Genomic DNA, 24,831 nt, shown 5'->3' with positions numbered 1-24,831 from the left:
AATTGCCGATCATGGCTTGGTCCAGCTCCATTGCAGGATCGGCCGCGCCGGCTCCCAGCCGGTCTTGCCGCCGAGCGGGCGGGCGCGGTCGATCTGGATGCGGATCAGCGAGCCGCCGAGGCTAGCGTGCTGAGCGAGCAGCAGCGCTTCGGATTCGAGCGTCACCGCATTGACGACGAGACGCCCGCGCGGTGCCAGCGCCGCCCTTGCGGATTGGATGAGGCCCGGCTCGGTCGATCCCCCGCCAATGAACACAGCGTTGGGCGTCGGCAGGCCGGCTAGGGCCTCGGGCGCGCGGCCCTGCACGATCATCAGCTCCGGAACGCCAAAGGCGGCCGCGTTGCGCAGGATGCGGTCGGCGCGCTCCTCGTTCGATTCGATAGCGGCGGCGCGCGAGCGACGATCGGAGAGCATCCATTCGATGGCAATCGATCCCGAGCCGGCGCCGATGTCCCAGAGCAGTTCGCCCGGCCGTGGCGACAGGGCGGCCAGCGCCAGGGCGCGGATCTCGTGCTTGGTGATCTGCCCGTCGGTTTCGAACAGTTCGTCCGGCAGGCCGGGGGCTCGCGCCAGGATGCGGGCTCCGGGACCGGCATGGGCCTCGATCGCCAGCACATTGAGCGGATTGATAGTGTCGAGATCGAATCCGGCCGCCGTCGCAGTGCGGATCGTCTCGTCGCGCCCGCCGAGCGCCTCCAGCACGGTGAGCCGCGAGCGGCCGAAGCCGATGCGCGACAAGAGCGCCGCGATCTCCCACGGCGCCGATTCGTTCGAGGTCAGCGCCAGGATGCGCTCGCCTTCGAAGAGATGCGGCTTGACGAGGTCGATCGACCGGCCATGCAGCGACAGCGTCGTCGTCTCGGCCAGCGACCACCCGAGCCGGCTGGCGGCAAGGCTGAAAGCCGAGGGCGCCGGCACGACCAGCATTTCGGAAAGCGGCAGGCTGCGGACGATGGTGTTGCCAACGCCGTAGTGAAACGGGTCGCCCGAGGCGAGCACGGTGACGCGCTCGCCGCGCTTCGCCAGCAGGTCGCCGAGGTCGAATGGCGAAGGCCACGCTATTGCTTCGCCCTTGATCAGCGGACCGGCGAGGGCGATGTGGCGCTCGCCGCCGAATACATAATCGGCCGTCTCGATCAGCCGTCGGCCGATCGGCGACAGGCCATAGACGCCGTCCTCGCCGATCCCGACGATGGACAGCCACCGCTCTCTTGCGGCACTTTCCCCACTCACGACCCTATCCCCGAACCCATGACCCACCCGTGACCCCGAACCCGTGACACTCGACATACTCATCCTCGGCGGGACCGCGGAGGGACGGCGCCTCGCCGAGCGCCTTGCAGCCGACCGGCGCTTTCGTGCGACGCTTTCCCTCGCGGGCCGAACCGCCGATCCGCTCCCGCTCGCCGTGCCGGCTCGTTTCGGCGGCTTTGGCGGAGAGAGAGGACTTGCCGACTATATAGCGGATAAACGGATTGGCGCGCTCGTCGTTGCGACGCATCCTTTCGCCGCTCGGATCGCGGTTAACGCGGCGGCAGCCGTTCGGTCGACAGGTGTGCCGGCGCTGCAATGGCTGCGTCCAGCCTGGGAGAGGCAGGCCGGCGACGACTGGCATTTGTTCTCGTCCCTGGAACGCCTCGTCGACGCGATCGGCGAGGCGCCGAGGCGGGTCTTCGTCACCATCGGCCGGCAGGAGGCGCATGCCTTCGAGCGCGCGCCTCAGCACCATTATCTCTTCCGCACCATCGACCCGATCGACCCGCCGCTCGCTTTCCCGCATGCCATGGTGCTCCTCGCTCGGGGCCCGTTAGCAGTCGAGGACGAGATGCGGCTGATGACGGAGCATGGCATCGAGCTGCTTGTCGCCAAGATGAGCGGCGGCGCGGCGACCTATGCGAAGATCGAGGCGGCGCGGCGGCTCCGCCTGCCGGTCTATCTCGTCGACCGGCCGGCGCCGGCCGATCTCGCCCGCGTCGAAACGCTGGCCGAGGTTACGGAATGGCTGGATCAGCTCGCCGAACGGGCCGAGCGCGGCGAATAGACCAGCGGGGCGAGGCCCGGCCGCTCGACGATCCGCGTCTCGGGCGATCCGATGATGACGAGGGTCGCCATGTCGGCAAAAGCCGGATCGGCATCGAAAAGCGGGACGATCCGCACGCTCTCGTCGGCGCGGCCGACGGCGCGGCCGAAGATGATCGGCACGGAGGGTGGCAGGACGGCGCGCAGCCGGTCGAAGGCGGCGCCGAGCTGCCAGGGCCGCGCCTTCGAGATTGGATTGTAAAGCGCGATGACGAAGCCGGTAGAGGCCGCCGCGTCCAGTCGCCGCTCGACGATCTCCCAGGGCTTCAGATTGTCGGAGAGCGAGATCGCGCAGAAATCGTGGCCGAGCGGAGCGCCGACCCGCGCCGCCAGCGCGAGCATGGCGGTGATACCCGGCACAATGGCAAGCTCGACCGCCCGCCATGCGTCCGGCCCCGCCTCGATCGCCTCGCAAACCGCCGCGGCCATGGCGAACACGCCCGGATCGCCGCCGGAGACAATCGCGACGCGCGCTCCCGCCGCCGCCCGTTCCAGCGCGGCGCCGGCGCGGGCGATCTCCTCGCGATTGTCGGAGGCGATGCGTTCCTGCCCGGCGCGGTGCGGGACGCGGTCAAGATAGGGACCGTAGCCGAAGAGGATTTCCGCACCGGCGAGCGCCGCTTCCGCCTCGCCGGTCAGAAAGCGCGTATCGCCGGGGCCAAGGCCGATCACCGCCAAATGCCCGCTCATGCCGCGTCCTTCGGCTCGCCGGTCCAGCCGGGCACCAGGATCATCGAGAAATACGGCGCCGCGTCGTCAGGCTTGTCGGCAAGCGGCAGGATCACGGCCTCGGCCGTCGTCGCGCGCTCGACATAGAGGGCGCGGCCGAGCTTGCCGGCCCGTTGCAGCGCGCAGCGGACCTTGGCGAGGTTGCGGCCGAGCTTCATGACGATCGCCGCGTCGCAACCGGCGAAGCGGCGGGCGAGCTCGTCCTCGTCGAGCGTGCCGGGCAGGATGGTGGTGACGTCGTCGCCCTGCGCGATCGGCACGCCGGCGCCAGACCAGCCGCCCGACATGCCGGTCACGCCCGGAATGACCTCGCTGGCAAAGCGCGGAGCCAGGCGGCAGTGGATGTGCATATAGGAGCCGTAGAAGAGCGGATCGCCCTCCGACAGCACGGCGACCCTGCGTCCCGCCTCGAGATGGCTCGCGATCGTCGCAGCTGCCTGCTCGTAGAAACCCCCGATCGCCGAGCGATAGGCAGGATCATGGCGATGGATCTCGGTCGTCACGGGATAGAGCAGCGGCAGCTCGGCGACGCCCACGAGACGGTCGGCGACGATGGCGCGCGCGTTGCTCTGGTTGCCCGCCTTGGCGAAATAGGCGACGAGATCGGCGCTCTCGATGGCGCGGACCGCCTTCAGCGTCAAAAGCTCGGGGTCGCCGGGGCCGACGCCGACGCCGATCAACTTGCCGGTTCCGCTCATAGACGGTCGCTCGCGATCGCGTTGACCGCGGCGGCGGCGATGGCGCTGCCGCCGAGGCGGCCATGGACCACGAGATAGGGGATGCCGGCGCCATGTTCGGCCAGCGCCGCCTTCGACTCGGCCGCGCCGACGAAGCCGACGGGAACGCCGATGATCGCTGCCGGGCGCGGTGCGCCTTGGTCGATCCGCTCCATGAGATGGAACAGCGCGGTCGGCGCATTGCCGATGACGACGAGCGCGCCTTCGAGCCGATCGCCCCAGAGATCCACGGCCGCCGCCGACCGCGTCGTGCCGAGCTTTTCGGCCAGCGCGGCGACCGTCGGATCGCGCAGCGTGCACAGTACCTCGTTGCCGGCGGGAAGGCGGGTGCGCGTCACGCCGCGCTCGACCATTTCGGTGTCGCAGAGGATGGGAGCGCCGGATTGCAGCGCCGGTCGCGCGACCTCGGCAAAGCCATGGCCGAAGGCGACGACATCGGCCAGCGGCACGAGGCCGGCGGCGTGGATCATGCGAACGACGATGGGAGCTTCGGCCTCCGAAAAGCGGGAAAGATCGGCCTCGGCGCGGATGATCGCAAAGGAGCGCTCATAGATCGCATGCCCGTCACGCAGATAGGCGTCGCTCGCGCTGGAAAGGCTCTCCGCCGTCAATTCCGTTTCCGTCCTCTGTCGGACCGTCCGGCCCGTCGCCATGCAGGACCGCCGCGATCCGCTCCGTCCCGATGCGCGCCAGAACGGCGGCGGAGCGTTCACCCGGCTGGCGCAGGCTATCGATCTCCGCGCCGAGCTTGCGGACCCGGCCGGCGATATGCTTTGCCGGCACGAATCCGCGCGCATCGTCGCGAGCCCGACCCTCAAGCACGATTGCGAGGCGCTTGTCGATAGCCGCGAGCGTGATCGGCGTCGCTTCGGCATGGGCGCAGCCCTTGGCGCAGCCGGAAACATGCAGCGCAAAAGAGTCGTCGAGCAGCGTCGGTGCCGCTTCGGCAATCTCCGCGGCGAGCGCGCGCGTCGGCAACGAGCCCGAGGCGCAGCCGGCCGAGCCGATACAGGCGAAGACGGTCCGCCGCGGGTCATGCGGCTCGCTGACAAAGCCGATTTCGGAGGCGGCGCGGCGTATAGCGATGACGGCCGCCGGCGATCCCCGGAGCAGCAGCGTGCGGTCCGGCGCCGGCGCGATCGCCGTGATCCCGGCCTCGTCGGCTGCCTCGGCGAGGCGCGCAAGGTCATCGGTGGAAGCCTGGCCGAAAGGAAAGGCGATGGCCGCGACCGTCTCGCTGTTGCCCGGCGGTTCGGATGTCGCCATCGCCCTAAGGTCGGGTCGGAAGGACGAGATGGCAGCCGCGACCACGCTCTGGAATCTCTCCGACTCCTGAATGCCATGCGTGCCGGCGAGCCGCGTCTCGCGGCCGAAGCTGGCGAGACAGGCCAGAATCGCGAGCGCGGTCGCCACGACATCGCCTGTTGCGACAGACCCGATCCAGGCGGCGGATCGGTCGTCGCCGCCAAGCCCGATATCGGCTCGATCGGCTTCAAACCGCAGGCGAAGATCAGCCGAGAGATGAGCCGGGCGGAAGGCGGTGCAGAAATCGAGTACGATCGCGAGCTTCGGCGCCAGCCGTGGCGCAAGTCCGCGGTTGTCGACGCGCTCCTGCAGCGCGGCGATGAAGGCGCGCGGATCGATAGCCAGCGTGCCAAGCTCGGCCAATGGATCGATAGAAACCGGAATTCCAACCTGCAGGTTGAGGCCGAGCCGCCCCATCGCTTCCGCCAGCGCCGGCCCGCCATCTTCTTGGACGCCGCGGATCTGGAAATTACCGCGCGACGAGATTTCGACGAGCCCGTTGCCATGCGCCGCCGCCAGCGCCGCGATCCCACCGAGTTGCCCGGCATCGAGTGGCTGGGTCAAGGGCGGCAGCCGCGCAAGATATCCATCGCCGGTCTTCATCGGCCGGGTGAGGGTGGGGCAGGCAAGGCGGGGCGCAATTGCGATAGCCATGGCCACGGTTTGGTCCCGAACCGGCAGCGCGTCAACGGGGCGGGAGCGGAAGGGCACTTCGCAGTGAGACGCACGGCAATCGTCCCTTGATCCCTCCCTCAAGGGGAAGGGTCAGGGAAGAGGCGCTGCCCCAAAAGAAAAAGGCCGGACAATGCCGGCCTTTCTCACTCATGAAATTGCGAATCGCGCCTTACGCGTTGGCGGCGAGCTTCTGAGCGGCCGGCTGGACGGCGGCGGTATAGTCGTTCATCAGCATTTCGCTGATCTTGCCCGGCGTGAAGCGGTATTCGCCGATCTCGGAAACCGGCGTCACCTCGGCGGCGGTGCCGCAGAGCCAGCATTCGGTAAAGCTCGGCAGTTCTTCCGGCGAGATGCGGCGCTCGATCACCTCGATGCCGCGCGCCTTGGCCAGCTCGATGACTGTCTTGCGCGTGATGCCGTTCAGGAAGCGGTCCGCCAGCGGCGTATGGATCACGCCATCCTTGACGAAGAAAACGTTGGCGCCGGTAGCTTCGGCAACATTGCCTTCCCAGTCGAGCATCAGCGCGTCGGCATAGCCGTGGCGCTCGGCTTCATGCTTGGAGATCGTGCAGATCATGTAGAGGCCCGACGCCTTGGCGAGCGAGGGCGCCGTCTGCGGATCGGGGCGGCGATATTTCGCCCAGGCGAGACGGATGCCCTTCAGTCGCTCGGCGGGGCTGAAATAGGACGGCCATTCCCAGGCCGCGATCGCCACGTTGATCTTGTTGTGCTGGGCCGAGACGCCCATCATCTCGCTGCCGCGCCAGGCGATCGGCCGGAGATAGCCGTCGACGAGGCCGTTCTTGGCGAGCGTCGCCTGGCAGGCATCGTCGATCTCCTGCAGCGTGTAGGGGATCTTGAAATCGAGGATCTCGGCCGATTTGAACAGGCGCTCGGTATGTTCGCGCAGCTTGAAGATCGTGCCGCCATAGGCGCGCTCGCCCTCGAAGACGCCGCTGCCATAGTGGAGGCCGTGCGTCAGTACGTGAACCTTGGCGTCCTTCCAGGGCACGAAGGATCCATTGTACCAGATCCATCCCTCTTTCTGATCGAAGGCAACCGCGCTCATCGTCATCGCTCCCATATGGGCCGGCTTGCGACCCTTCATCTTGCCATTTTGACCCGATCCCGCGTTTCCCCGTCCGTGTAAAGCTGCATTTCGATGCAGGAAACGGGGACGCGCCCGGCCGGGCTATTTTGCACCGCCGCGAAACTATCGGTAATGTGCCGGTCGAAGCGCGCTTTTGCGGGTCAATCGCCAAAGGGCACGGCAGGCGCGTTCGAAGATTTCGTCGCGACGGCATCCTACGTAACAATCGAACCGAAATATGTCAATATGGCTGACGTAAATTTCGCGGGAGGTTCCGGGTCGGGCGCTACGTCCTTGCCCGAGCCGCCGCGCGAGCCGAGTTCCGGCCCGATCTCCGATCCACCTGCCGAGCCGCCCGAGATCGTGCTGATCGAGCTGCTTTTCTATGCTTATCGCGATTTCGTCTCGGACCCCGATGCGGTGCTCGCCCGGTTCGATTTCGGGAGAGCCCATCACCGCGTCGTCCATTTCGTCAACCGCCAGCCCGGAATGCGGGTGGCGGATCTGCTCGATATCCTGAAGATCACCAAGCAGAGTCTCGGCCGCGTGCTGAAGCAATTGATCGATACGGGCTATATCGAGCAGGTGCCGGGTCCGGTCGATCGCCGCCAGCGCCTGCTCTATCCGACCGAAAAGGGCCGGGCGCTGTCCGACCGCCTGACCGAGCCGCAGGCCCGCCGTGTCCGCGCCGCGCTGGCTGGTCTCGACGCCGACGGGCGCCGCGCGGCGGAACAGTTCCTGCGCATGATGATCGATCCCGAGGAACGCGATAAGGTAGCAAGGCTGATCGGCCGCTGAGCCGCGGAACCCGCGCCGCGCAGCCTGGCCTCGCAGGAGTGTTCGATGAGTGATGCAGCCTTTTCTTCCCAGCCGATCGTCGCCGACGACGCCCCCCATGTCCTGGTCATCGACGACGACCAGCGCATCCGCTCGCTGATCCAGCGTTACCTCACCGACAACGGCTTCCGCGTCGATGTCGCTGCCAATGCGGCGGAGGCGCGCGGCCGGCTCGGCGGGCTTTCCTTCGATCTGCTGATCCTCGACGTGATGATGCCGGGGGAAAGTGGCCTCGAACTCCTGGCGAGCCTGCGCGAGACCATGCAGGTGCCGATCCTGATGCTGACGGCGCGCACCGAAATCGATCATCGCATCGCCGGCTTCGAGGGTGGGGCGGATGATTATCTCGGCAAGCCCTTCGAGCCGCGTGAACTGGTGCTCCGCATCAATGCCATCCTGAAACGCGGCACGCCCGTGGCGGCGCCGCTGATCGAGCAGCTCCGGTTCGGTCCGTTCACCTTCCATATCGGCCGCCGCGAGCTGCGACGCGGCACCGAGGTGGTGCGCCTGACCGACCGCGAGCGGCAGATCATGGCGGTCTTCGCCGCCAGCCCGAACGAGACCGTACCGCGCCTCGCGCTCCTCTCCGAAGACGAGCCGGCCGGCGAGCGGACCATCGACGTGCAGATCAACCGCCTGCGCCGCAAGATCGAGGTCGACCCGACCAACCCGCTCTATCTCCAGACCGTGCGCGGCATCGGCTACCGCCTCGTCACGGAGGCTTGAGGGTGGCGCAAGCCCGGCGGCCCGGCGGCGACATCCTGAAGGCCGAGCCGGCCTGATGGACCAGCCGCCGCATCCCTTCCACCGCATCGGCCGGATCGGCAGCTGGTCGGACTGGCCGGTGGTCGCGCTGGTGCGCCGGCTGGCCCGCGCACCGGCCGTCAACGCGGTCCGCCGATCGTTCCGGAAGGCTCAGCCGGCGATCGACCTGGCTCTGGCGCCCTATCGCTATCTCGGCCGCCGTCTCGGCCAGGCGATGCCGAAGGGGCTCTATGCCCGCGCCCTCATCATCATCATCGCGCCGATCGTCATCCTGCAATCGGTCGTCGCCTTCGTCTTCATGGAGCGGCACTGGCAGACCGTGACGCGCCGCCTGTCGGCTGCGACGGTGCGCGATATCGCCGCGATCACCGACCTGATCGAGACCTATCCGGGCGAAGGCAACGCTGCCAACATCGTGCGCATCGCCGCCGTCCGGCTCGGCCTCGTGATCTCGATCGTGCCGAACGAAACGCTGCCGCCCGCCGCGCCGAAGCCGTTTTTCTCGCTGCTCGACAGCGCGCTCTCCAACGAAATCAGCCAGCAGATCGGCAAGCCGTTCTGGATCGACACGGTCGGCAAGTCGAACCTCGTCGAGGTGCGCATCCAGCTTGGCGACAAGGTGCTGCGGGTTCTGGCGCGGCGTAGCCAGACCTATGCCTCCAATTCGGAGATCTTCATCTTCTGGATGGTCGGCACCAGCCTCGTGCTGCTGGTCATCGCCATCGCCTTCCTGCGTAACCAGATCCGCCCGATCCAGCAGCTCGCCGACGCGGCGGAGAGCTTCGGCAAGGGCCGGGGCATGGAGAATTTCAAGCCGCGCGGGGCGCGCGAGGTACGCCGGGCCGGGGCCACCTTCATCGAGATGCGCGACCGCATCGAGCGCCAGATCGAGACGCGCACAACCATGCTGGCCGGCGTCAGCCATGACCTCAGAACCGTGCTGACGCGCTTCCGCCTGCAACTGGCGCTGATGCGCGAGAACGACGATGTCCGCGCCATGAAGAAGGATGTCGACGACATGCAGCGCATGCTGGAGGGCTATCTCGCCTTCGCGCGCGGCGATGTCGACGAGCCGACGATGAGCACGGAAGTGGCGGCGCTGCTGGATGAGGTCGCCGGCAATAGCCGCCGGCTCGGCCACCGGGTCACCAGCAGCTTTTCCGGCGATCCGGTCGTCAATTTGAGGCCGAACGAATTCAAGCGCTGCATCATGAACCTCGTCACCAATGCCTGCCGGCATGGCGACAGCGTCGAGATTGCCGGCCGACATGAGAATGGCTGGCTGGTCGTCACCATCGACGATGACGGGCCCGGCATCGCGCCGGGGCAGCGCGAGGACGTGTTCCGCCCGTTCTACCGGCTCGACGAGGCGCGCAATCTCGACGAAAGCGGCACCGGCCTCGGCCTGCCGATCGCGCGCGACATCGCACGGGCCCATGGCGGCGACGTCGAACTCGCCGAGTCGCCGCTCGGCGGGCTGCGGGCGATCGTGTCGATCCCGGCTTGATCTTTCTTGAGCCCGCCCTCCAGGGGCGGGTTCAAGAAAGTGAATCTCCTAACTGCCCGGCGTCAGCCGCACGACCGTACCCCAGGGATCGACCAGTTCCTTCCCGGCCGCGATGCCGCTGCCCGTCAGTTCGACCCATGCGAGGCCGCTGCGCTTCGGATCGCGCGGGCCGGCGCCGCGGCTCTGCCAGGCATTGCCGGCGATGTGATGGTGATAGCCGCCGGAGGCGAGGAAGGTGGCGCCGGGGTAATGCGCCATCGGCTGCAGACCGACTTCCGAGATCCACCAGCGCTCGGCCTCGGCGTGGTTGCCGACGCGCAGATGGACATGGCCGATGCGCAGGCCGTCCGGCGCAACGTCATAGGGTTTCGGCGCCGCGCCGGCCGACGCCACGATCGGGCGAAGATCCAGCGCCAGCGTCGACATCTCGACCCGGCCGTGATCCCATTTCCAGCCCTCATGCGGCCGGTCGGCATAGATCTCGACGCCATTGCCTTCGGGATCGGTCAGGTAGATCGCCTCGCTGACGAGATGGTCCGACATGCCGTCGACGGCGAGGCGCTTTTCAGAGGCGCGCAGGATCCAGCGGCCGAGATCGGCGCGGGAGGGCATCAGGAAGGCGGTATGGAAGAGGCCGGCGCTGCGCGTATCGTCGGGAAGCCCGTCCGATGCGAGCGGTGCGATCTCGAGAAAGGCGACGCCGCCGGCGCCGAGGCGCTCCGTCCCGCCTGTCGAGGCGATCGTCTCCAGTCCGAGCAGTGTCCGGTAATAGTCGGCGACCCGGCCGACATCCTTCGCCTTCAGCCCGACGGCGCCGATATGGATGGGACGCGTCAGTCCGTAGGGAAGTGCGGTCTCGGCGGTTGCAGTGAGGGTCATGACGACCTCCTATGTTCTATTCCTTGAACATAAGCGCTTCACTTGCGAAGTAGCAGATACGCCAAAGTGAACACTGCGTGTCAGAAAAGCCGCGCGCCATTCGCAACCGGCCGCTCGATCGCGGTCAGAACCACCGCGCCCTCGTCATCCGGCATGCCGAGCGTCAGCACTTCGGACATGAATGGGCCGATCTGGCGCGGCGGGAAATTCACCACCGCCATCACCTGCCGCCCGACGAGTTCTTCCGGCGTATAGTATTTCGTGATCTGCGCCGAGGATTTCTTGGTCCCGATTTCCGGCCCGAAATCGATGACGAGCTTGTAGGCGGGCTTCCTCGCCTCGGGGAAGGGCAGCGCCTCGACGATCGTGCCGGCGCGGATGTCGACCTTCAGGAAGTCGTCGAACGAGATGGCAGGCGTCGGCATCGGCTATTCCTCGCGAGGTGAGAGCATTCCACTCCGCGTAGCACGGGACCGCGCGTCTCCGTCAAGCCGCGGCTGCGTCGCTTTCCGGCTTGGGGGCCCCACGCCGCGAGGCGCGTCGCTTTTCGATCCGCGAGGCGAGCGAGCAGGCGAGGCTGGCCAGCCTGTCCGAGCGCCGCGACCAGCTTTCCGCGCTCTCGAGGGCGCGGTCGAGCGCCGCCATGGTCCGCGACTGGTCCGGGTCGGCGTCATCGCGCCAAACCGGTAGGACCTTCGCCAGCATCAGCACATAACCCTGTGCCCGCGTCGCACCGAGAAGCCCGCCGGTGCCGACGCCCGCCGCGGCGAGCATGAACCGGGCGCTGTCGAGAGCGATTTTGTTGAGGCAAAGCGCCAGCGCCGGATCGCGCCGGAGGCTGGCGTCGAGCGAGCCCAGCGCCGCCTTGTAGGGCGCGAGATGATCAAAGCGGCGCATGACGATGTCGAACAGCCGGTCGCGGGCGCTTTCCTCCGCTGCGGGCGGATCAATGCCGTCCAGCACGGCGCGATCGGTCCGGCGCACGAAATCGGCGAGGATCGAGATCTTGCCGTCAAAGGCATCGCGCAGATCCGCAAGCGACAGGCCCGCCCGCTCGGCAATCTCGCCAAGCCCGACCGCCTCGAACCGCTTCTCGCCGAGCAGCGCCATGAACGCCTCGACGATCGCCTTCTTCGTCTTCTCGCTCGCCATGATCCGGTCTCCTCGGTTTCCCTATCTACAAGATGGGCGCGGGATGTGGCGAAGGCTAGGCGCAAGATGCGGCTTGCGGGGGTCCAGCAAACGCCGCGTAGGCACTGCGATGGCTCAACGAGCTAGTTTTGGGGGACCATGTAGACCTCGATGCCCAGCTCCAGCTTGAGGTCGGCCAGGTTTGCAAGAGTCTCCAAGGGAATATTGTCGCCGAAATGTCCATCGTCACCCAGAAATTGGACGATTATCATGGCTTCGCCGCCCGTCGATCGGAGGCGATGGAGAAAGTCCCGGTGAGGCACGAGCCGGTCCACTAGCTCGGTCACTTTTTCGGCAAACCACTGATCCTTGACTTCGTAGCGGACACTGTAGCGCCAGTCCGTGCACGGGTAAGTGCCCGGCAGATGCGTGCCCTTGGGTGTTCGTCTCGGTTCACCCACCACATGCTGAAACAGCGGATCCATGCCCAAAGCTGCTGTGATTTCCGCCGGGTGCATCGTCGGGTGCCGGATGAACAACTGCACACTGAAACGCTGCGGCGTGCCTTCGGGGAATTCATCCAAATCCTGGTCCATCAATGCTGCCTCTCCTCGCGCCTCACCATCACCCCGCCAGTTCCTCCGCCCGCCGCTTCGCGGCCGCCACGGCGCGGGTCATCAGCTTGGCGAGGCCGTCCTCGGCCATCAGCACGTCCAGCGCGGCGGCGGTGGTGCCGTTCGGCGAGGTGACGTTGCGGCGTAGTTCGCCGGGCGGAAGTTCCGAACGATATAGCAATTCGCCGGAACCGGTGACCGTCTGGCGCGCGAGGCGGGCGGCGAGGGCCGGGTCGAGTCCGGCGGCGATGCCGGCTTCGGTGAGCGCCTCGGCGAGCAGGAAGACATAGGCAGGACCGGAGCCCGAGACGGCGGTCACCGCGTCGATCAGGCTTTCGTTCTCGACCCACCCGGTCTCGCCGACGGCAGCGAGCAGGCTTGTCGCCAGGTCGCGGTCCTCGACAGTGGCCGCCGGATTGGCGAAGAGGCCCGTCATGCCGCGCCCGACCTGGGCCGGTGTGTTCGGCATGGCGCGAATGATGGCGCCGCCGAGCGCCGCTTCGATGGTCGCAACCGTCGTTCCGGCCGCGATCGAGAGCGATAGCGTGCGCGGCCCGACCAGTGCCTTCAGCGCCGGCAGCGCGTCGCCCATCATCTGCGGCTTGATCGCGAGCAGCAGCAGCCGCGCCTGGACGCCAGCGGGCGGGGCGGCGAGTGGCGCGATGCCGGCCTTGCCGAGCAGCGCCATCGTATCGGCCGGAGGCTTCGGATCGACGACCACCACCGAGGCGGGATCGAGCCCGCCCACCAGCCAGCCGGCGAGCAGCGCGCCGCCCATCTTGCCGGCGCCGATGAGGACGAGGGGGCTGGAAGGTGAGAAGGCGGAAAGCGTCATCATGGCGACCGGAATGAGAGGGGAGGGAGCTTTGGCTATGGCCTTACGCCGGACCCGTCGCGCTGCCAAGGCGGACCGCACGTCCGGAGGACCATAAGGCTCGGATGTCGCCCTGCGGCCATGACAACGGAATCGTTCCAAGCTAGAACTCGGCCAAGGGAGAGGAACGACATTCAATGCTCGATATGGCGCAAAGGGTTGGGGAGATCGTCGATCGCCATGCGGGGCGGGAGGGCTCGGCCTTGCCGATCCTGCACGATATCCAGGCGGCGTTCGGCTATGTGCCGTCCGAGGCAGTGCCGATCGTCGCGCATGCGCTCAACCGCAGCCGGGCCGAGATCCACGGCGTCGTCACCTTCTACCATGATTTCCGCTCGACCCCGGCCGGCCGCCATGTGGTGCGGGTCTGCAAGGCCGAGGCGTGTAAATCCATGGGGTCTCACGCCATCGTCGCGGCTTTCGAGGCCGCGCTCGGGCAGAAGATCGGCACGACATCGGAGGATGGCGAGGTGACGCTGGAACCGGTCTATTGCCTCGGCCTCTGCGCTACGGCGCCGAATGCGATGATCGACGGCAAGCCCGCCGGAAGGCTCGATCCCGTCGCGGTCGAACGGCTGGTGGCGGAGATCGAGCGATGAGCGCCGTACGGATCTTCGTGCCCGGCGATTCCGGCGCGCTCGCCGTTGGCGCCGATGCGGTCGCGGATGCGATCCGCGCCGCGGCGGCGGAGCGCGGCCTCGCGATCGAGATCATCCGCAACGGTTCACGCGGCGCCTATTTCCTGGAGCCGCTGGTCGAGGTCGAGACGCCCGCCGGCCGCGTTGCCTTCGGCCCGGTCGCGCCCGGCGATGTCGGCGAACTGGTCGCCGCGGGCTTGTTCGAGGGACGTGGGGCGCGGCTGTTCCATGGCCCGGCCGACGAGATCCCGTTCCTCAAGAGCCAGACCCGCTTCACCTTCGCCCGCTGCGGCATCGTCGATCCAGCCTCGATCGCGGACTACGCGTCCAAGGGCGGCTGGGTCGGGATGTCAAAGGCCGCTGCGCTGGAGCCCGCGGCGATCGTCGATCTCGTCACGAAATCGGGCCTCCGCGGCCGCGGCGGCGCCGGCTTCCCGACCGGCATCAAGTGGAAGACGGTGCTGGAGGCGGCGGGTCCACGCAAATTCATCGTCGCCAATGCCGATGAGGGCGACAGCGGCACCTTCGCCGACCGCATGCTGATGGAAGGTGATCCGTTCCTGCTGATCGAAGGCATGGCGATCGCCGGCTTCGCCTGCGGCGCGGAGAAGGGCTACATCTATATCCGCTCCGAATATCCCCATTCCATCGCCCGGATGGAGGCGGCGATCGCCTCGGCGCGGGCTGCGGGCTATCTCGGCGCCGATGTCGCCGGATCGGGCCGCGCCTTCGAGCTGGAAGTCCGGGTCGGAGCCGGAGCCTATGTCTGCGGCGAGGAGACGGCGCTGCTCGAAAGTCTCGAAGGTGAGCGCGGCCAGGTCCGCGCCAAGCCGCCGCTGCCGGCGCATAAGGGCCTCTTCGGCGCGCCGACGGCGATCAACAATCTGGTGACGCTCGCCTCCGTGCCGTTCATCCTCGCCGAAGGGCCGGAAGCCTACGCGGTGGTCGGCTATGGCCGCTCGCGCGGCACCATGCCGGTGCAGATTGCCGGCAATGTGAAGCATGGCGGCCTCTACGAGGTCGGTTTCGGCGTCACGCTCGGCGACCTCGTCAACGCAATCGGCGGCGGTACGCTCACCGGCCGGCCGGTCAAGGCGGTTCAGGTCGGCGGGCCGCTCGGCGCCTATTTCCCGCCCTCGCTGTTCGATACGCCCTTCGACTATGAGGCCTTCGCGGCCCGCGACGGGCTGATCGGCCATGGCGGCGTCGTCGTCTTCGACGACACCGTGGAAATGGGCGAGATGGCCCGCTTCGCGCTGGAATTCTGCGGGATCGAAAGCTGCGGCAAGTGCACGCCCTGCCGCATCGGCGCGGTGCGCGGCGTCGAGGTCATGGACGAAATCCTCGTCGGCCGCGATGTCGAGGTGAACACCGCGTTGATCGAGGATCTGTGCGAAACCATGAAATTCGGCTCGCTCTGCGCCCTTGGCGGCTTCACGCCCTATCCTGTCCTGAGTGCGCTTCATCATTATCCGGACGATTTCGGCCTCAAGCCGAAACTCGCCGCGGCGGCCGAGTAGGAGGAAGCCATGTCGCTCATCCACGAGATCGACTACGGCACGCCGGCCTCGAAGTCGGAGAAGACCGTCCGCCTGACCATTGATGGCCAATCCGTCGCGGTGCCGGCCGGTACCTCGCTGATGCGCGCCGCCGCCGAGATGGGCACGGCGATCCCGAAGCTCTGTGCGACCGACACGGTCGACGCCTTCGGCTCCTGCCGCATGTGCCTGGTCGAGGTCGACGGCATGCGCGGCACGCCGGCCTCCTGCACGACGCTCGCCACTGAGGGCATGGTCGTCCACACGCAGACCGAGCGGTTGAAGAAGCTGCGCAAAGGCGTGATGGAGCTCTATATCTCCGATCACCCGCTCGACTGCCTGACCTGCGCGGCCAATGGCGATTGCGAATTGCAGGATATGGCCGGCGCGGTGGGCCTTCGCGAAGTGCGCTATCCCGAGGCCGGCGCCAACCATTTCCACGCGCGCCATGGCGGCGAGGACAACGAGCGCTTCCTGAAAGAGGACATTTCCAACCCCTATTTCACCTATGATCCGTCGAAATGCATCGTCTGCTCGCGCTGCGTTCGCGCCTGCGAGGAGGTGCAGGGCACCTTCGCGCTGACGATCGAGGGCCGCGGCTTCGACAGCCGCGTCTCGCCGGGCATGCATGAAAGCTTCCTCGGTTCCGAATGCGTCTCCTGCGGCGCCTGCGTGCAGGCCTGCCCAACGGCGACCTTGACCGAGAAGAGCGTCATCGAGATCGGCCAGCCGGAACATTCAGTGGTGACGACCTGCGCCTATTGCGGCGTCGGCTGTTCGTTCAAGGCCGAGATGCGCGGCGAGGAAGTCGTGCGCATGGTGCCGTGGAAGGACGGCAAGGCCAATCGCGGCCATTCCTGCGTCAAGGGCCGCTTCGCCTGGGGCTACACCAACCATCGCGACCGCATCCTCAATCCGATGGTCCGCGAGAAGATCACCGATCCGTGGCGCGAAGTCTCCTGGGAGGAGGCGTTCTCTCATGTGGCGAGCGAATTCCGCCGTATCCAGGCGAAGGCCGGCAAGGATTCGATCGGCGGCATCACCTCCTCGCGCTGCACCAACGAGGAAACCTTCCTCGTGCAGAAGCTGGTCCGCGCCGGCTTCGGCAACAACAATGTCGATACCTGCGCCCGCGTCTGCCATTCGCCGACCGGCTATGGCCTCAAGACCGCCTTCGGCACTTCGGCCGGCACGCAGGATTTCGACAGTGTCGAGCATTCCGACGTCGTGCTGGTCATCGGCGCCAACCCGACGGATGGCCATCCGGTCTTCGCCTCGCGGCTGAAGAAGCGCCTGCGCCAAGGTGCCAAGCTGATCGTCATCGACCCGCGCCGCATCGATCTGGTGCGCAGCCCCCATGTCGAGGCCGCACATCATCTGCCGCTGAAGCCGGGCACCAATGTCGCGGTGCTCTCCGCGCTCGCCCATGTCATCGTCACCGAAGGCCTCGTCGACGAAAAATTCGTGCGCGAGCGCTGCGATCTCGACGAATTCGCGCATTGGGCCGCCTTCGTCGCCGAGGAACGCAATTCGCCCGAGGCGGTCGAGCGCGTCTCCGGCGTTCCCGCTGCTGACATCCGCGCCGCGGCCCGCCTCTACGCGACCGGCGGCAATGCTGCGATCTATTACGGCCTCGGCGTCACCGAACACAGCCAGGGCTCGACGACCGTCATGGCGATCGCCAATCTCGCCATGGCGACCGGCAATCTCGGCCGGCCGGGCGTCGGCGTGAACCCGCTGCGCGGCCAGAACAATGTCCAGGGCTCCTGCGACATGGGCTCTTTCCCCCATGAGATGCCGGGCTATCGCCATATCTCCGACGACGCGACGCGCGATATCTTCGAGAAGCTCTGGGGCGTGACGCTCGATAACGAGCCGGGGCTGCGCATTCCGAACATGTTCGACGCTGCGCTCGATGGCTCGTTCCTCGGCCTCTATGTCCAGGGCGAGGACATCGTCCAGTCCGATCCGGACACGCATCACGTCACCTCGGGTCTTTCGGCGATGGAATGCGTCGTCGTCCACGACCTGTTCCTGAACGAGACGTCCAACTATGCCCATGTCTTCCTGCCGGGCTCGACCTTCCTCGAAAAGGACGGGACCTTCACCAATGCCGAGCGGCGCATCAACCGCGTCCGCAAGGTGATGGCGCCCAAGAATGGCGCGGACGAAAAGAATGGTCTGGCCGATTGGGAGGTGACGCAGCGCCTCGCCCAGGCGATGGGCCTCGACTGGCACTACACCCATCCGTCCGAGATCATGGCCGAGATCGCGGCGACGACGCCGAGCTTCACCGGCGTGACCTATGACAGGCTGGACGCGCTCGGCTCGGTGCAATGGCCCTGCAACGAGATGGCGCCGGAAGGCACGCCGGTCATGCATATCGGCGGCTTCGCGCGCGGCCTCGGCAAGTTCATGATCACCGAATATGTGCCGACCGACGAGAAGACCGGCCCTCGCTTCCCACTGCTGCTCACCACCGGCCGCATCCTCTCCCAGTATAATGTCGGCGCGCAGACGCGGCGGACGCCCAATGTCGTCTGGCACGAGGAGGACGTGCTGGAGATCCATCCACACGATGCCGAGAACCGGGGTCTGCGCGATGGCGACTTCGTCCGCGTGGCGAGCCGGGCCGGCGAGACGACCTTGCGCGCCCGCATCACCGACCGCGTGGCGCCGGGCGTCGTCTACACGACGTTCCACCACCCGCTGACGCAGGTGAACGTCATCACCACGGATTATTCCGACTGGGCCACCAATTGCCCGGAATACAAGGTGACCGCCGTGCAGGTGGCGCCCTCCAACGGACCGAGCGCCTGGCAGGAAGAGTATCGCGAGCACTCCGACGAGAGCCGGCGCATTCTCGGCCGGCTCGACGCGGCGGAATAGGCCGGTGTCGGCGCCCTTCCGCGAGGCGGCAACGACAAGCTGGCGGGACGGCACCGCATCGGCTTCGTCGCGAATCGTGCCGGAAGAAACGGCGGTGGCGCTGACTTTTGGCGGCTCGACGCAAGCCGTCATGATGGCGACGCCAGCCGATCTGGAGGATTTCGCCTACGGCTTCAGCCTGACCGAGGGTATCGTGGCAAGCGCCGCCGACATCCTTTCGGTCGAGACGATCGAGAGCGAGCTTGGCATCGAGCTCCGGATCGAACTGGCCGAGGCGCGAGCCAGTCGCCTTACCGCGCGCCGCCGAGCCACGGCCGGTCCGGTCGGCTGCGGCCTGTGCGGCATCGAAAGCCTCGAGGAAGCTGCCCGCGCCGCGCCGCTGGTCGGCACGGGCGGGATTTTCGCGGCAGCCGAGATCGAGGCGGCGATGGCCTCGATCGGCGCGCTTCAGGCGATGAACGAGCGCACTCATGCTGTCCATGCGGCGGCATTCTGGCGTCCGGGCGAGCCGGTTGGGCGGCTCCGCGAGGATGTCGGCCGCCACAATGCGCTCGACAAGCTCGCTGGCGCACTCGCCCGTTCCGCGCTCGATCCTCGCGGCGGCGCGGTGCTTTTGACCAGCCGCGTCTCCGTCGAGATGGTGCAGAAGGCGGCGCGCATCGGCGCCGAATTGATCGTCGCCGTCTCGGCCCCGACGGCGCTGGCGATCCGCACCGCCGAGACCGCCGGCATCACCCTCGCCGCGATCGCGCGCGCCGACGGCTTCGAGGTCTTTACCCATCCCGAGCGGATCGTCTTTCCCGCCGCCAGCGCCGACAAGGGCCGTCATGTCGCCTGAAAAACTCGTCTACATGGCCAACCAGATCGCGATCTTCTTCGCCGCCCAGGGCGAGGAAGCCGCCCCGGCCGCCGTCGCCGAGCATCTCCATCAATTCTGGGATCCCCGCATGCGCCGCGCGATCGTCGCCTTTGTCGCGGCAGGCGGCGAAGGGCTCGATCCTGTGGCGGCGAAGGCGGTGGGGCTGCTGGCTGCGGAAGCGAGGCCGGAGCGAGCCACAGCCGTCTGAGGCTCGCTTCACCGCGGCGAAGGCCCTCACCCCAACCCTCTCCCAGAGGGAGAGGGGTCCGCTGGTGCTTGTCGACAAGGCACAGCAGTTTGTGGTTGGCGCTCCCTCTCCCTTTGGGAGAGGGCTGGGGTGAGGGCCTTCCGGCCGGGGTCCGACTTCACCCGCATTCCTTTCCCGCATTGCGGCATGACCCGGTTGCTGAAAGGATGCTGCCGCCGTGGCAATGAGGACGGAGCACGAGGCGACATGACCACCATCACCCTTTCCAACGGCACCCTCTCCGCCGAAATCGCCACGCTCGGCGCCGAGTTGCAGTCGCTGAAGGATTCCGCCGGTCGCGAATGGCTCTGGCAGGCCGATCCTGCCTTCTGGCCGCGTCATGCGCCGGTCCTGTTTCCGATCGTCGGCAAGGCGGCCGGCGGTAAGGTTCGCGTCGGCGACAAGGAATATCCGATCGGTCAGCACGGCTTCGCGCGCGACAGCGAATTCGAGATCGTCGAGCAAACCCCGTCCAGCGTCGCGCTGCGTCTCATCGAGAGCACGGCGACGCGCCAGCACTACCCGTTCGATTTCGAACTGGTGATGCACTACGCGCTGGAGGGCACGACGCTGCATCAGACGGCGACGATCCGCAATCCGGGCGGCGACAGCCTGCCGGCTTCCTTCGGCTATCATCCCGGCTTCGCCTGGCCGCTGCCGGACACGGAGGCCGCGCAGACCGATCACATCGTCCTGTTCGAGAAGGATGAGCCGGCCGAAATCCGTCGCCTTGGACCGGGCGGCGTCGAGGCCAAGGGGCGTCCATCCCCGGTCGCAGGGCGTTGTCTGGCGCTCGATCCGTCGCTGTTCGACGACGATGCGATGATCTTCGATCGGCTGGAGAGCCGCTCGCTCTGGTTCGGCGTTCCTGGTAAGCCGGGCCTCCGCGCCGATTTCCCCGACATGCCCTATCTCGGCCTCTGGATGAAGCCGGGCGCGCCCTATCTATGCATCGAGCCCTGGCAGGGCCACGCCGCGCCCGAAGGTTTTGCCGGCGATATTGGCGACATGCCCGGCATGATGCACATCGCCCCGGGTGCCAGCGAGGCGCGCCATATGTCCGTGACTCTTGAGGCTCCGGAATAAGCCACATGCGAAAGGCGCGGGAGGCTGCCCAGCTTTCAGGCAGGCACTGCCGATTTTCTACGGCTTGATCCATTGACGATCATCCGACCTACTGTCGAACTTCCACAAGGAGGAAATCGGCATGGCTGGGTCGGCGGTGGATGCGATCGAAGTAGGCGCTGTGCTCGCGACGCCGGGACGCGGCCCGGCCATGGGGTCGGCTGTCATCCGGATCGCCGATGGCCGCGTCGCCTCGATCGAACCGCTGGATGGCCCGGGCAATGGCACGATCGCGATCGCGGCGCCGGTCAACGCGCATGATCATGGCCGCGGCCTCCGGACACTCGCCTTCGGCGCGGTCGACGACGCACTGGAAGCATGGATCCCGACGCTGCCGCGCGAGCCGAAGCTCGACGCCTATCATCGCGCCGTCGTTGCCTTTGCGCGCATGGCCGAGGGCGGCGTCTGCGCGACCAACCATTCGCATGGGCCGCAGGATCCGACCCGGATCCTGGAGGAAGCGGAAGCGGTGTCACGGGCGGCGCGCGATGTCGGCATTCACGTCGCCTTTGCCGCGCCTTTCACCGATCGCAATTTGCTCGCCTATGGCGATCAGAAGACCTTTATCGCCGCCGCCGAGCCTTCGCTGCGCCCGCGCCTTGAATCAAGATTTGGCTCGGCGAAGGACGTTGCCGCATTTCTGCGGCAGGTCGACGAGATGGCCGCCTTCGAGCATGAAAAATTTTCGCTGCAATACTGTCCCGTCGGCGCGCAGTGGGTTTCCGACGCCTCGCTTGCCGCGATCGCCGAAGCCTCGGCGCTGAACGGTCGCCGCATCCATATGCATTTCCTGGAAACCCGCTACCAGCGAGAATGGGCCGATCACACCTATCCGGACGGCATCGTCCGCCGCCTCGACGAGATCGGCCTGCTGTCGCCGCGCCTGTCGCTGGCGCATGGCGTCTATCTGACGGAGGCAGAGAGTGTGCTGCTGGCCGAGCGCGGCGTCATCGTATCGGTCAACACCTCGTCGAATCTGCGCCTGCGTTCGGGCATCGCGCCCGTTGAAGCCTTCGTGAAGACGGGCCTGCGTTTCGGCGCCGGGCTGGACGCGCAGTCCATGGATGATGACGATGACATGCTGCGCGAGATGCGGCTGCTTTATGTGAACCATCGCGGCTGGGGCCTCGACGACGTGGTGACGGCCGAGCGCCTGTTCCAGGCGGCGACGATCGACGGCCGACGGGCGGTGATCGGCGAGGATGGCGGAGGCAGGCTGGAGGTCGGCGCGCCCGCTGATATCCTGATCCTAGACTATGCCGGCATGGCGCCCGACCTGCTTTCGGCAAAGGCCGACCCGACCAACGTGCTTTTGACCCGCGCGACGCGCAAGCACATCAGCCGGCTTATCGTGGCGGGCCGCCTCGTCGTCGAAAATGGACGCTGCGTCAGCGTCGACAAGGTGTCGCTGGAAGCGGAACTGATCGCAGAGGCGAAGGCGAACTGGAACGCCGCCCCGCCCGACGACGAAGTCACCGCCGCGACGAAACGAGCCGTGCGCCGGTTCTATGGCTGCGGCTGCCATTTCGGCGCCGGGCTGCGGTAGGGCGTCCTAGAGCGCCGCCCAGCCGCCATCGACGGGGAGGTCGACGCCAGTAATCTGGCGCGAGGCATCGCTGGCGAGGAAGAGGCAGGCATTCGCCACGTCGGCGTCGGTGGAGATGCGCTTCAGCGCATAGTCCTCGGCGTGGCGGCGAGCGGCCTCGGCCTCGCTGATGCCGAGCTTCTCTGCCATGTCGCGGCAGACCTTGTCGCGAAAGCGCGGCCCGTCGACCATGCCCGGCGCGACGCAGTTGACGTTGATGTTGGAGGCGCCCAGTTCGAGCGCGAAGCTCTTGGTGAGGCCGCGCAGACCCCATTTCGAGGCGGAATAGGCGACGCGGCCCGCTCGTCCGCGCATGCCGAAGGTGCCGCCGACATTGACGATCTTGCCGGAATTCTGCGCCATCATGACCGGCGCCACGGCGCGGATCATGTTGAAGCAGCCCGTCATGTTGACGTCGACAATGTCGCGGAACTCGTCGCCCGATGTCTGCGCGCCGGTCTTGCCGATCGGACCGGTGCCGCCGGCGACGTTGACCAGAATATCGATCGCGCCGCCGAAGCGCTGGCGCGCGGCTTCGACCGCGGCTTCGCAGGCGCTCTCGCTGGTAACGTCGCAGGCCGTAACCAGCACCTCGCCCCCAGCCGCGCGGATATTCGCCGCGACGGGCTCGATCGCAACGAGATCGCGGCCGAGCAGCACCAGGCGGCAGCCTTCGGACGCGAAGGCCTTGCTGACAGCGGCGCCCATGCCCTTGGCGGGGCCGGTGACCAGGGCGACCTTGCCGCCGAGTTTCAGATCCATTCTGGCTCCTTGGATGGGGAGGTTAGTGGCGGTGCCGTCTTCACCTCCCTTTCGGAAGAGATGAAAATCCGGCACCCCTCAATACCCGGATTTGGCTCCCGGCTTCCTCAAATACGCCATGCCCATCTCGTAGAAGTCGCGCATATAGGGGCCGTTCTCGAACGCCTCATATTGCGGCGTTTCGCCTTCCTTCAGGATCTCGGCGATCGGCGCGATCGTCACGTCATAATCCGGATTGGCGAAAAACGGGATCGAATAGCGCGGCTTCAGGGCGCGGTTCACGACCCGGTGCGGCGTCGAGACGAAGCGGCCATTGGTCCATTTCATCATGACATTGCCGATATTGATGACATAGGTGCCCTTGACCGGCGGCGCGCCGATCCATTCGCCGTCCTTGCGCTCGACTTCGAGGCCGCCCGTCTCGTCCTGCATCAGCAGCGTGAAGGCGCCGGTATCGCGATGCTCGCCGGCGCCGATCTCGATATCCTTCTCGTCGAGCGACACCGGCGGACGGTAGTGCAGCAGCGATAGCTGCACGACCGGCTTCCGGTAATAGGGCTCGAAATAATCCTCCGGCAGATCGAGCGCGAGGGCGAAGGCGCCACGGAGCTGCTTCGAGAGGTTCATCACCGCGTCGAAATAGGCCTCCACCGTCGGCTTGAAGTCCGTCACGCCCTCCGGCCAGCGGTTTGGCAAATGCAGCGGCTTGCCGGCGAGGACATCGGGATCGTCCTTGGCCAGGTCGAGCATGAAGCGATAGGTCTCGATCGCGCCGCCGACCGTGCCGCCCTCGGCCTCAAGCTTGGACGGCACATAGCCGCGCCAATGCTCCAGCGTCGCGGCCGATTTCATGCGCCCGTCGAAGGGCTGGGCGTAGAAGTCCTTGGAGACGCCGAAAGTGGCGTCGATCAGCTCCTGCGGCACACCGTGACCCGCGAGATAGAAGAAGCCAACCTCCTCGCAGGCCTTGCCGATCTTCGCGGCCACGGCGGCCTTCTCGGCCTCCGTGCCGTGGAGATAGGGGGCGAAATCAATGACCGGAATGTCGGCAACGTCGACGGTCTTGGCCTTTTCATAGGCCTTGGGCAGTTCGGCGAGGGTCATGGAAGGGCTTCCTCCGTCTTGAGAGGTGGTGAAGGATTGGCGGTGCCGGCGGCATGAGCCTGCCGCGTCAGGGCATGCAGCGTCGCCTTGACGGCGCGGATCTGCGTCTCAAGGCCCATGGAGGGAAGTTCGAGCGTGCCGCTATGGGCGCTGCCCGGCTCCTTGCCGCGATGGCGCATCATCCACACCACCTGCTCGGGCAAATAGGGCAGGTGAAGGAAGCCGCAGGGGCCCTTGAGACCGATCGCGTCCAGCGCGCCGAGATAGGTGTAGAGCGTCAGATTGCAGAGATGCGTGCCGGCATGAAATGAAGTCTTCGCCGGAATGTCCTCGGCAAGGATCGCCTCGACGATCGCCTCCGCATCCCAGGTGGCGATGCGCGCCGCCGGCCCGTCGGCGTGGATCGGCTCGCCGCCGAGCGGCCGCACGCCCTCATTGTCAGGGACGGCGAAATGGCAGGCATTGACCGCGATCGTCTCGGCCCGGACCGTCGGCGCGCCAAGCGCCAGGCCCAGCGCCAGCACGAAGGCCGGCCGATATTGCTCGACCAGCGCCGGCAGATGCGAGGGCAAGCCGTTGCGGCTCACCGGCGTCGCCTTCGCCACGATAGTGATGCCGTCCACGACCATGCCGTCGATGAAGGGCAGCACGATCTCGGCCGGATTGGTCGGCAGGCCGGCAAAGGGCTTTGAACCGGTGACGAGGCCGATGGGGCCGCTCATGGCAGCGGTCTCCGTTCGTCCCCGGTCCCGATCGCCCGCCTTGCCATCTCTCTCGCTCCCTTTTGCACGGACAATTGGCAAGAGCCATGCCAGCGCGCAGTACGAGGAGAGTACAGCGGTTCGGCCTAGAACGATGCGCA

25 protein-coding genes are annotated in these 24,831 nt (G+C 66.9%); 11 read left to right on the top strand and 14 right to left on the bottom strand.

Annotated features, from left to right (window positions below; all coding sequences use genetic code 11):
- Nucleotides 1-9 precede the first annotated feature (9 nt).
- The gene (gene cbiE / locus OSH05_RS06110) at nucleotides 10-1,233 is read right to left on the bottom strand and encodes a precorrin-6y C5,15-methyltransferase (decarboxylating) subunit CbiE (protein WP_266352097.1); all 1,224 of its coding nucleotides are present in this window, start codon (nucleotides 1,231-1,233) and stop codon (nucleotides 10-12) included.
- Nucleotides 1,234-1,276: 43 nt separating this feature from the next.
- Between cbiE and OSH05_RS06105 the strand changes: the two genes are divergently transcribed.
- Complete coding sequence (locus tag OSH05_RS06105) at nucleotides 1,277-2,041, top strand: cobalt-precorrin-6A reductase (protein WP_104217092.1); 765 nt, start codon at nucleotides 1,277-1,279, stop codon at nucleotides 2,039-2,041.
- Here OSH05_RS06105 and OSH05_RS06100 read toward each other — a convergent pair.
- From OSH05_RS06100 to OSH05_RS06080, 5 genes are all read right to left on the bottom strand, one after another.
- Nucleotides 2,008-2,769 carry a precorrin-3B C(17)-methyltransferase gene (locus tag OSH05_RS06100; RefSeq protein WP_104217093.1) on the bottom strand — a complete coding sequence of 254 codons (762 nt, stop codon included), beginning with the start codon at nucleotides 2,767-2,769 and terminating at the stop codon, nucleotides 2,008-2,010. The two genes, OSH05_RS06105 and OSH05_RS06100, sit on opposite strands and share 34 nt — an antisense overlap.
- A complete protein-coding gene (locus OSH05_RS06095; protein ID WP_104217094.1) occupies nucleotides 2,766-3,506 on the bottom strand; it encodes a precorrin-2 C(20)-methyltransferase in 741 nt (246 codons plus the stop codon). The genes OSH05_RS06100 and OSH05_RS06095 overlap by 4 nt, the downstream gene beginning before the upstream one ends.
- Nucleotides 3,503-4,198, bottom strand: coding sequence for a precorrin-8X methylmutase (locus OSH05_RS06090; protein ID WP_104217095.1), 696 nt, complete (start codon nucleotides 4,196-4,198; stop codon nucleotides 3,503-3,505). Before OSH05_RS06090 ends, OSH05_RS06095 begins: the two co-directional genes overlap by 4 nt.
- Nucleotides 4,110-5,504 carry a hypothetical protein gene (locus OSH05_RS06085; protein ID WP_133163035.1) on the bottom strand — a complete coding sequence of 465 codons (1,395 nt, stop codon included), beginning with the start codon at nucleotides 5,502-5,504 and terminating at the stop codon, nucleotides 4,110-4,112. Before OSH05_RS06085 ends, OSH05_RS06090 begins: the two co-directional genes overlap by 89 nt.
- A 190-nt stretch (nucleotides 5,505-5,694) precedes the next feature.
- Nucleotides 5,695-6,594 carry a branched-chain amino acid aminotransferase gene (locus tag OSH05_RS06080; RefSeq protein ID WP_104217655.1) on the bottom strand — a complete coding sequence of 300 codons (900 nt, stop codon included), beginning with the start codon at nucleotides 6,592-6,594 and terminating at the stop codon, nucleotides 5,695-5,697.
- Between the two features lie 267 nt (nucleotides 6,595-6,861).
- Here OSH05_RS06080 and OSH05_RS06075 point away from each other — a divergent pair, with 267 nt between their 5' ends.
- The 3 genes from OSH05_RS06075 to OSH05_RS06065 all read left to right on the top strand — a co-directional run bounded on the left by OSH05_RS06075 (nucleotide 6,862) and on the right by OSH05_RS06065 (nucleotide 9,724).
- Nucleotides 6,862-7,413 carry a MarR family winged helix-turn-helix transcriptional regulator gene (locus OSH05_RS06075; RefSeq protein ID WP_104217656.1) on the top strand — a complete coding sequence of 184 codons (552 nt, stop codon included), beginning with the start codon at nucleotides 6,862-6,864 and terminating at the stop codon, nucleotides 7,411-7,413.
- Nucleotides 7,414-7,458: 45 nt separating this feature from the next.
- Nucleotides 7,459-8,178 (top strand): response regulator, encoded by a 720-nt coding sequence (locus OSH05_RS06070; RefSeq protein WP_104217097.1) that lies wholly within the window; start codon nucleotides 7,459-7,461, stop codon nucleotides 8,176-8,178.
- Nucleotides 8,179-8,431: 253 nt separating this feature from the next.
- On the top strand, nucleotides 8,432-9,724 hold the full coding sequence (locus tag OSH05_RS06065) for an ATP-binding protein (protein ID WP_266352354.1): 1,293 nt from the start codon (nucleotides 8,432-8,434) through the stop codon (nucleotides 9,722-9,724).
- A gap of 48 nt (nucleotides 9,725-9,772) precedes the next feature.
- Here OSH05_RS06065 and OSH05_RS06060 read toward each other — a convergent pair whose 3' ends face one another.
- From OSH05_RS06060 to proC, 5 genes are all read right to left on the bottom strand, one after another.
- Nucleotides 9,773-10,603 carry a VOC family protein gene (locus tag OSH05_RS06060; protein ID WP_104217099.1) on the bottom strand — a complete coding sequence of 277 codons (831 nt, stop codon included), beginning with the start codon at nucleotides 10,601-10,603 and terminating at the stop codon, nucleotides 9,773-9,775.
- A gap of 80 nt (nucleotides 10,604-10,683) precedes the next feature.
- Nucleotides 10,684-11,028 carry a tRNA-binding protein gene (locus OSH05_RS06055; protein WP_104217100.1) on the bottom strand — a complete coding sequence of 115 codons (345 nt, stop codon included), beginning with the start codon at nucleotides 11,026-11,028 and terminating at the stop codon, nucleotides 10,684-10,686.
- Between the two features lie 61 nt (nucleotides 11,029-11,089).
- Nucleotides 11,090-11,755, bottom strand: a complete 666-nt coding sequence (locus tag OSH05_RS06050; protein WP_104217101.1) for a TetR family transcriptional regulator — start codon at nucleotides 11,753-11,755, stop codon at nucleotides 11,090-11,092.
- 122 nt (nucleotides 11,756-11,877) lie between these two features.
- Nucleotides 11,878-12,330 carry a DUF4279 domain-containing protein gene (locus OSH05_RS06045; RefSeq protein ID WP_104217102.1) on the bottom strand — a complete coding sequence of 151 codons (453 nt, stop codon included), beginning with the start codon at nucleotides 12,328-12,330 and terminating at the stop codon, nucleotides 11,878-11,880.
- A gap of 28 nt (nucleotides 12,331-12,358) precedes the next feature.
- Nucleotides 12,359-13,183 carry a pyrroline-5-carboxylate reductase gene (gene proC, locus OSH05_RS06040; RefSeq protein WP_104217657.1) on the bottom strand — a complete coding sequence of 275 codons (825 nt, stop codon included), beginning with the start codon at nucleotides 13,181-13,183 and terminating at the stop codon, nucleotides 12,359-12,361.
- A gap of 176 nt (nucleotides 13,184-13,359) precedes the next feature.
- Here proC and OSH05_RS06035 point away from each other — a divergent pair, with 176 nt between their 5' ends.
- From OSH05_RS06035 to OSH05_RS06005, 7 genes are all read left to right on the top strand, one after another.
- Complete coding sequence (locus tag OSH05_RS06035; protein ID WP_104217103.1) at nucleotides 13,360-13,821, top strand: formate dehydrogenase subunit gamma; 462 nt, start codon at nucleotides 13,360-13,362, stop codon at nucleotides 13,819-13,821.
- Complete coding sequence (locus OSH05_RS06030) at nucleotides 13,818-15,380, top strand: NADH-ubiquinone oxidoreductase-F iron-sulfur binding region domain-containing protein (RefSeq protein ID WP_104217104.1); 1,563 nt, start codon at nucleotides 13,818-13,820, stop codon at nucleotides 15,378-15,380. The genes OSH05_RS06035 and OSH05_RS06030 overlap by 4 nt, the downstream gene beginning before the upstream one ends.
- 9 nt (nucleotides 15,381-15,389) lie before the next feature.
- On the top strand, nucleotides 15,390-18,287 hold the full coding sequence (gene fdhF / locus OSH05_RS06025) for a formate dehydrogenase subunit alpha (protein WP_104217105.1): 2,898 nt from the start codon (nucleotides 15,390-15,392) through the stop codon (nucleotides 18,285-18,287).
- Nucleotides 18,288-18,291: 4 nt separating this feature from the next.
- Nucleotides 18,292-19,125 carry a formate dehydrogenase accessory sulfurtransferase FdhD gene (gene fdhD, locus OSH05_RS06020; protein WP_104217106.1) on the top strand — a complete coding sequence of 278 codons (834 nt, stop codon included), beginning with the start codon at nucleotides 18,292-18,294 and terminating at the stop codon, nucleotides 19,123-19,125.
- On the top strand, nucleotides 19,115-19,354 hold the full coding sequence (locus tag OSH05_RS06015) for a formate dehydrogenase subunit delta (RefSeq protein WP_104217107.1): 240 nt from the start codon (nucleotides 19,115-19,117) through the stop codon (nucleotides 19,352-19,354). The genes fdhD and OSH05_RS06015 overlap by 11 nt, the downstream gene beginning before the upstream one ends.
- Before the next feature lie 246 nt (nucleotides 19,355-19,600).
- Nucleotides 19,601-20,479, top strand: coding sequence for an aldose 1-epimerase family protein (locus tag OSH05_RS06010; RefSeq protein WP_104217108.1), 879 nt, complete (start codon nucleotides 19,601-19,603; stop codon nucleotides 20,477-20,479).
- A gap of 121 nt (nucleotides 20,480-20,600) precedes the next feature.
- Entirely contained in the window at nucleotides 20,601-22,064 is a 1,464-nt protein-coding gene (locus tag OSH05_RS06005; protein WP_104217109.1) for an amidohydrolase family protein, read from the top strand.
- 6 nt (nucleotides 22,065-22,070) lie between these two features.
- Here OSH05_RS06005 and OSH05_RS06000 read toward each other — a convergent pair whose 3' ends face one another.
- The 3 genes from OSH05_RS06000 to OSH05_RS05990 form a co-directional block, all read right to left on the bottom strand.
- Nucleotides 22,071-22,865, bottom strand: a complete 795-nt coding sequence (locus OSH05_RS06000; RefSeq protein ID WP_104217110.1) for an SDR family NAD(P)-dependent oxidoreductase — start codon at nucleotides 22,863-22,865, stop codon at nucleotides 22,071-22,073.
- A 78-nt stretch (nucleotides 22,866-22,943) separates the two neighbouring features.
- Nucleotides 22,944-23,969, bottom strand: coding sequence for an isopenicillin N synthase family dioxygenase (locus OSH05_RS05995; RefSeq protein ID WP_104217111.1), 1,026 nt, complete (start codon nucleotides 23,967-23,969; stop codon nucleotides 22,944-22,946).
- Nucleotides 23,966-24,691: a pyroglutamyl-peptidase I family protein gene (locus tag OSH05_RS05990; RefSeq protein WP_104217112.1), complete on the bottom strand. Its 726-nt coding sequence runs from the start codon at nucleotides 24,689-24,691 to the stop codon at nucleotides 23,966-23,968. Before OSH05_RS05990 ends, OSH05_RS05995 begins: the two co-directional genes overlap by 4 nt.
- Nucleotides 24,692-24,831: the final 140 nt, after the last annotated feature.

Source organism: Kaistia algarum (genome assembly GCF_026343945.1).
GTDB lineage: Bacteria > Pseudomonadota > Alphaproteobacteria > Rhizobiales > Kaistiaceae > Kaistia > Kaistia algarum.
The sequence above is the reverse complement of the archived record's forward strand: the minus strand, read 5'-3'. Positions and strand labels throughout refer to the sequence as shown.

Coding starts and splice junctions, on each gene's coding strand:
- OSH05_RS06100 (WP_104217093.1), bottom strand. CDS start 2,769: ATGAGCGGGCATTTGGCGGTGATCGGCCTTGGCCCCGGCGATACGCGC.
- OSH05_RS06095 (WP_104217094.1), bottom strand. CDS start 3,506: ATGAGCGGAACCGGCAAGTTGATCGGCGTCGGCGTCGGCCCCGGCGAC.
- OSH05_RS06090 (WP_104217095.1), bottom strand. CDS start 4,198: ATGGCGACGGGCCGGACGGTCCGACAGAGGACGGAAACGGAATTGACG.
- OSH05_RS06085 (WP_133163035.1), bottom strand. CDS start 5,504: ATGGCTATCGCAATTGCGCCCCGCCTTGCCTGCCCCACCCTCACCCGG.
- OSH05_RS06080 (WP_104217655.1), bottom strand. CDS start 6,594: ATGAGCGCGGTTGCCTTCGATCAGAAAGAGGGATGGATCTGGTACAAT.
- OSH05_RS06075 (WP_104217656.1), top strand. CDS start 6,862: ATGGCTGACGTAAATTTCGCGGGAGGTTCCGGGTCGGGCGCTACGTCC.
- OSH05_RS06070 (WP_104217097.1), top strand. CDS start 7,459: ATGAGTGATGCAGCCTTTTCTTCCCAGCCGATCGTCGCCGACGACGCC.
- OSH05_RS06065 (WP_266352354.1), top strand. CDS start 8,432: ATGCCGAAGGGGCTCTATGCCCGCGCCCTCATCATCATCATCGCGCCG.
- OSH05_RS06060 (WP_104217099.1), bottom strand. CDS start 10,603: ATGACCCTCACTGCAACCGCCGAGACCGCACTTCCCTACGGACTGACG.
- OSH05_RS06055 (WP_104217100.1), bottom strand. CDS start 11,028: ATGCCGACGCCTGCCATCTCGTTCGACGACTTCCTGAAGGTCGACATC.
- OSH05_RS06050 (WP_104217101.1), bottom strand. CDS start 11,755: ATGGCGAGCGAGAAGACGAAGAAGGCGATCGTCGAGGCGTTCATGGCG.
- OSH05_RS06045 (WP_104217102.1), bottom strand. CDS start 12,330: ATGGACCAGGATTTGGATGAATTCCCCGAAGGCACGCCGCAGCGTTTC.
- proC (WP_104217657.1), bottom strand. CDS start 13,183: ATGACGCTTTCCGCCTTCTCACCTTCCAGCCCCCTCGTCCTCATCGGC.
- OSH05_RS06035 (WP_104217103.1), top strand. CDS start 13,360: ATGCTCGATATGGCGCAAAGGGTTGGGGAGATCGTCGATCGCCATGCG.
- OSH05_RS06030 (WP_104217104.1), top strand. CDS start 13,818: ATGAGCGCCGTACGGATCTTCGTGCCCGGCGATTCCGGCGCGCTCGCC.
- fdhF (WP_104217105.1), top strand. CDS start 15,390: ATGTCGCTCATCCACGAGATCGACTACGGCACGCCGGCCTCGAAGTCG.
- OSH05_RS06015 (WP_104217107.1), top strand. CDS start 19,115: ATGTCGCCTGAAAAACTCGTCTACATGGCCAACCAGATCGCGATCTTC.
- OSH05_RS06010 (WP_104217108.1), top strand. CDS start 19,601: ATGACCACCATCACCCTTTCCAACGGCACCCTCTCCGCCGAAATCGCC.
- OSH05_RS06005 (WP_104217109.1), top strand. CDS start 20,601: ATGGCTGGGTCGGCGGTGGATGCGATCGAAGTAGGCGCTGTGCTCGCG.
- OSH05_RS06000 (WP_104217110.1), bottom strand. CDS start 22,865: ATGGATCTGAAACTCGGCGGCAAGGTCGCCCTGGTCACCGGCCCCGCC.
- OSH05_RS05995 (WP_104217111.1), bottom strand. CDS start 23,969: ATGACCCTCGCCGAACTGCCCAAGGCCTATGAAAAGGCCAAGACCGTC.
- OSH05_RS05990 (WP_104217112.1), bottom strand. CDS start 24,691: ATGAGCGGCCCCATCGGCCTCGTCACCGGTTCAAAGCCCTTTGCCGGC.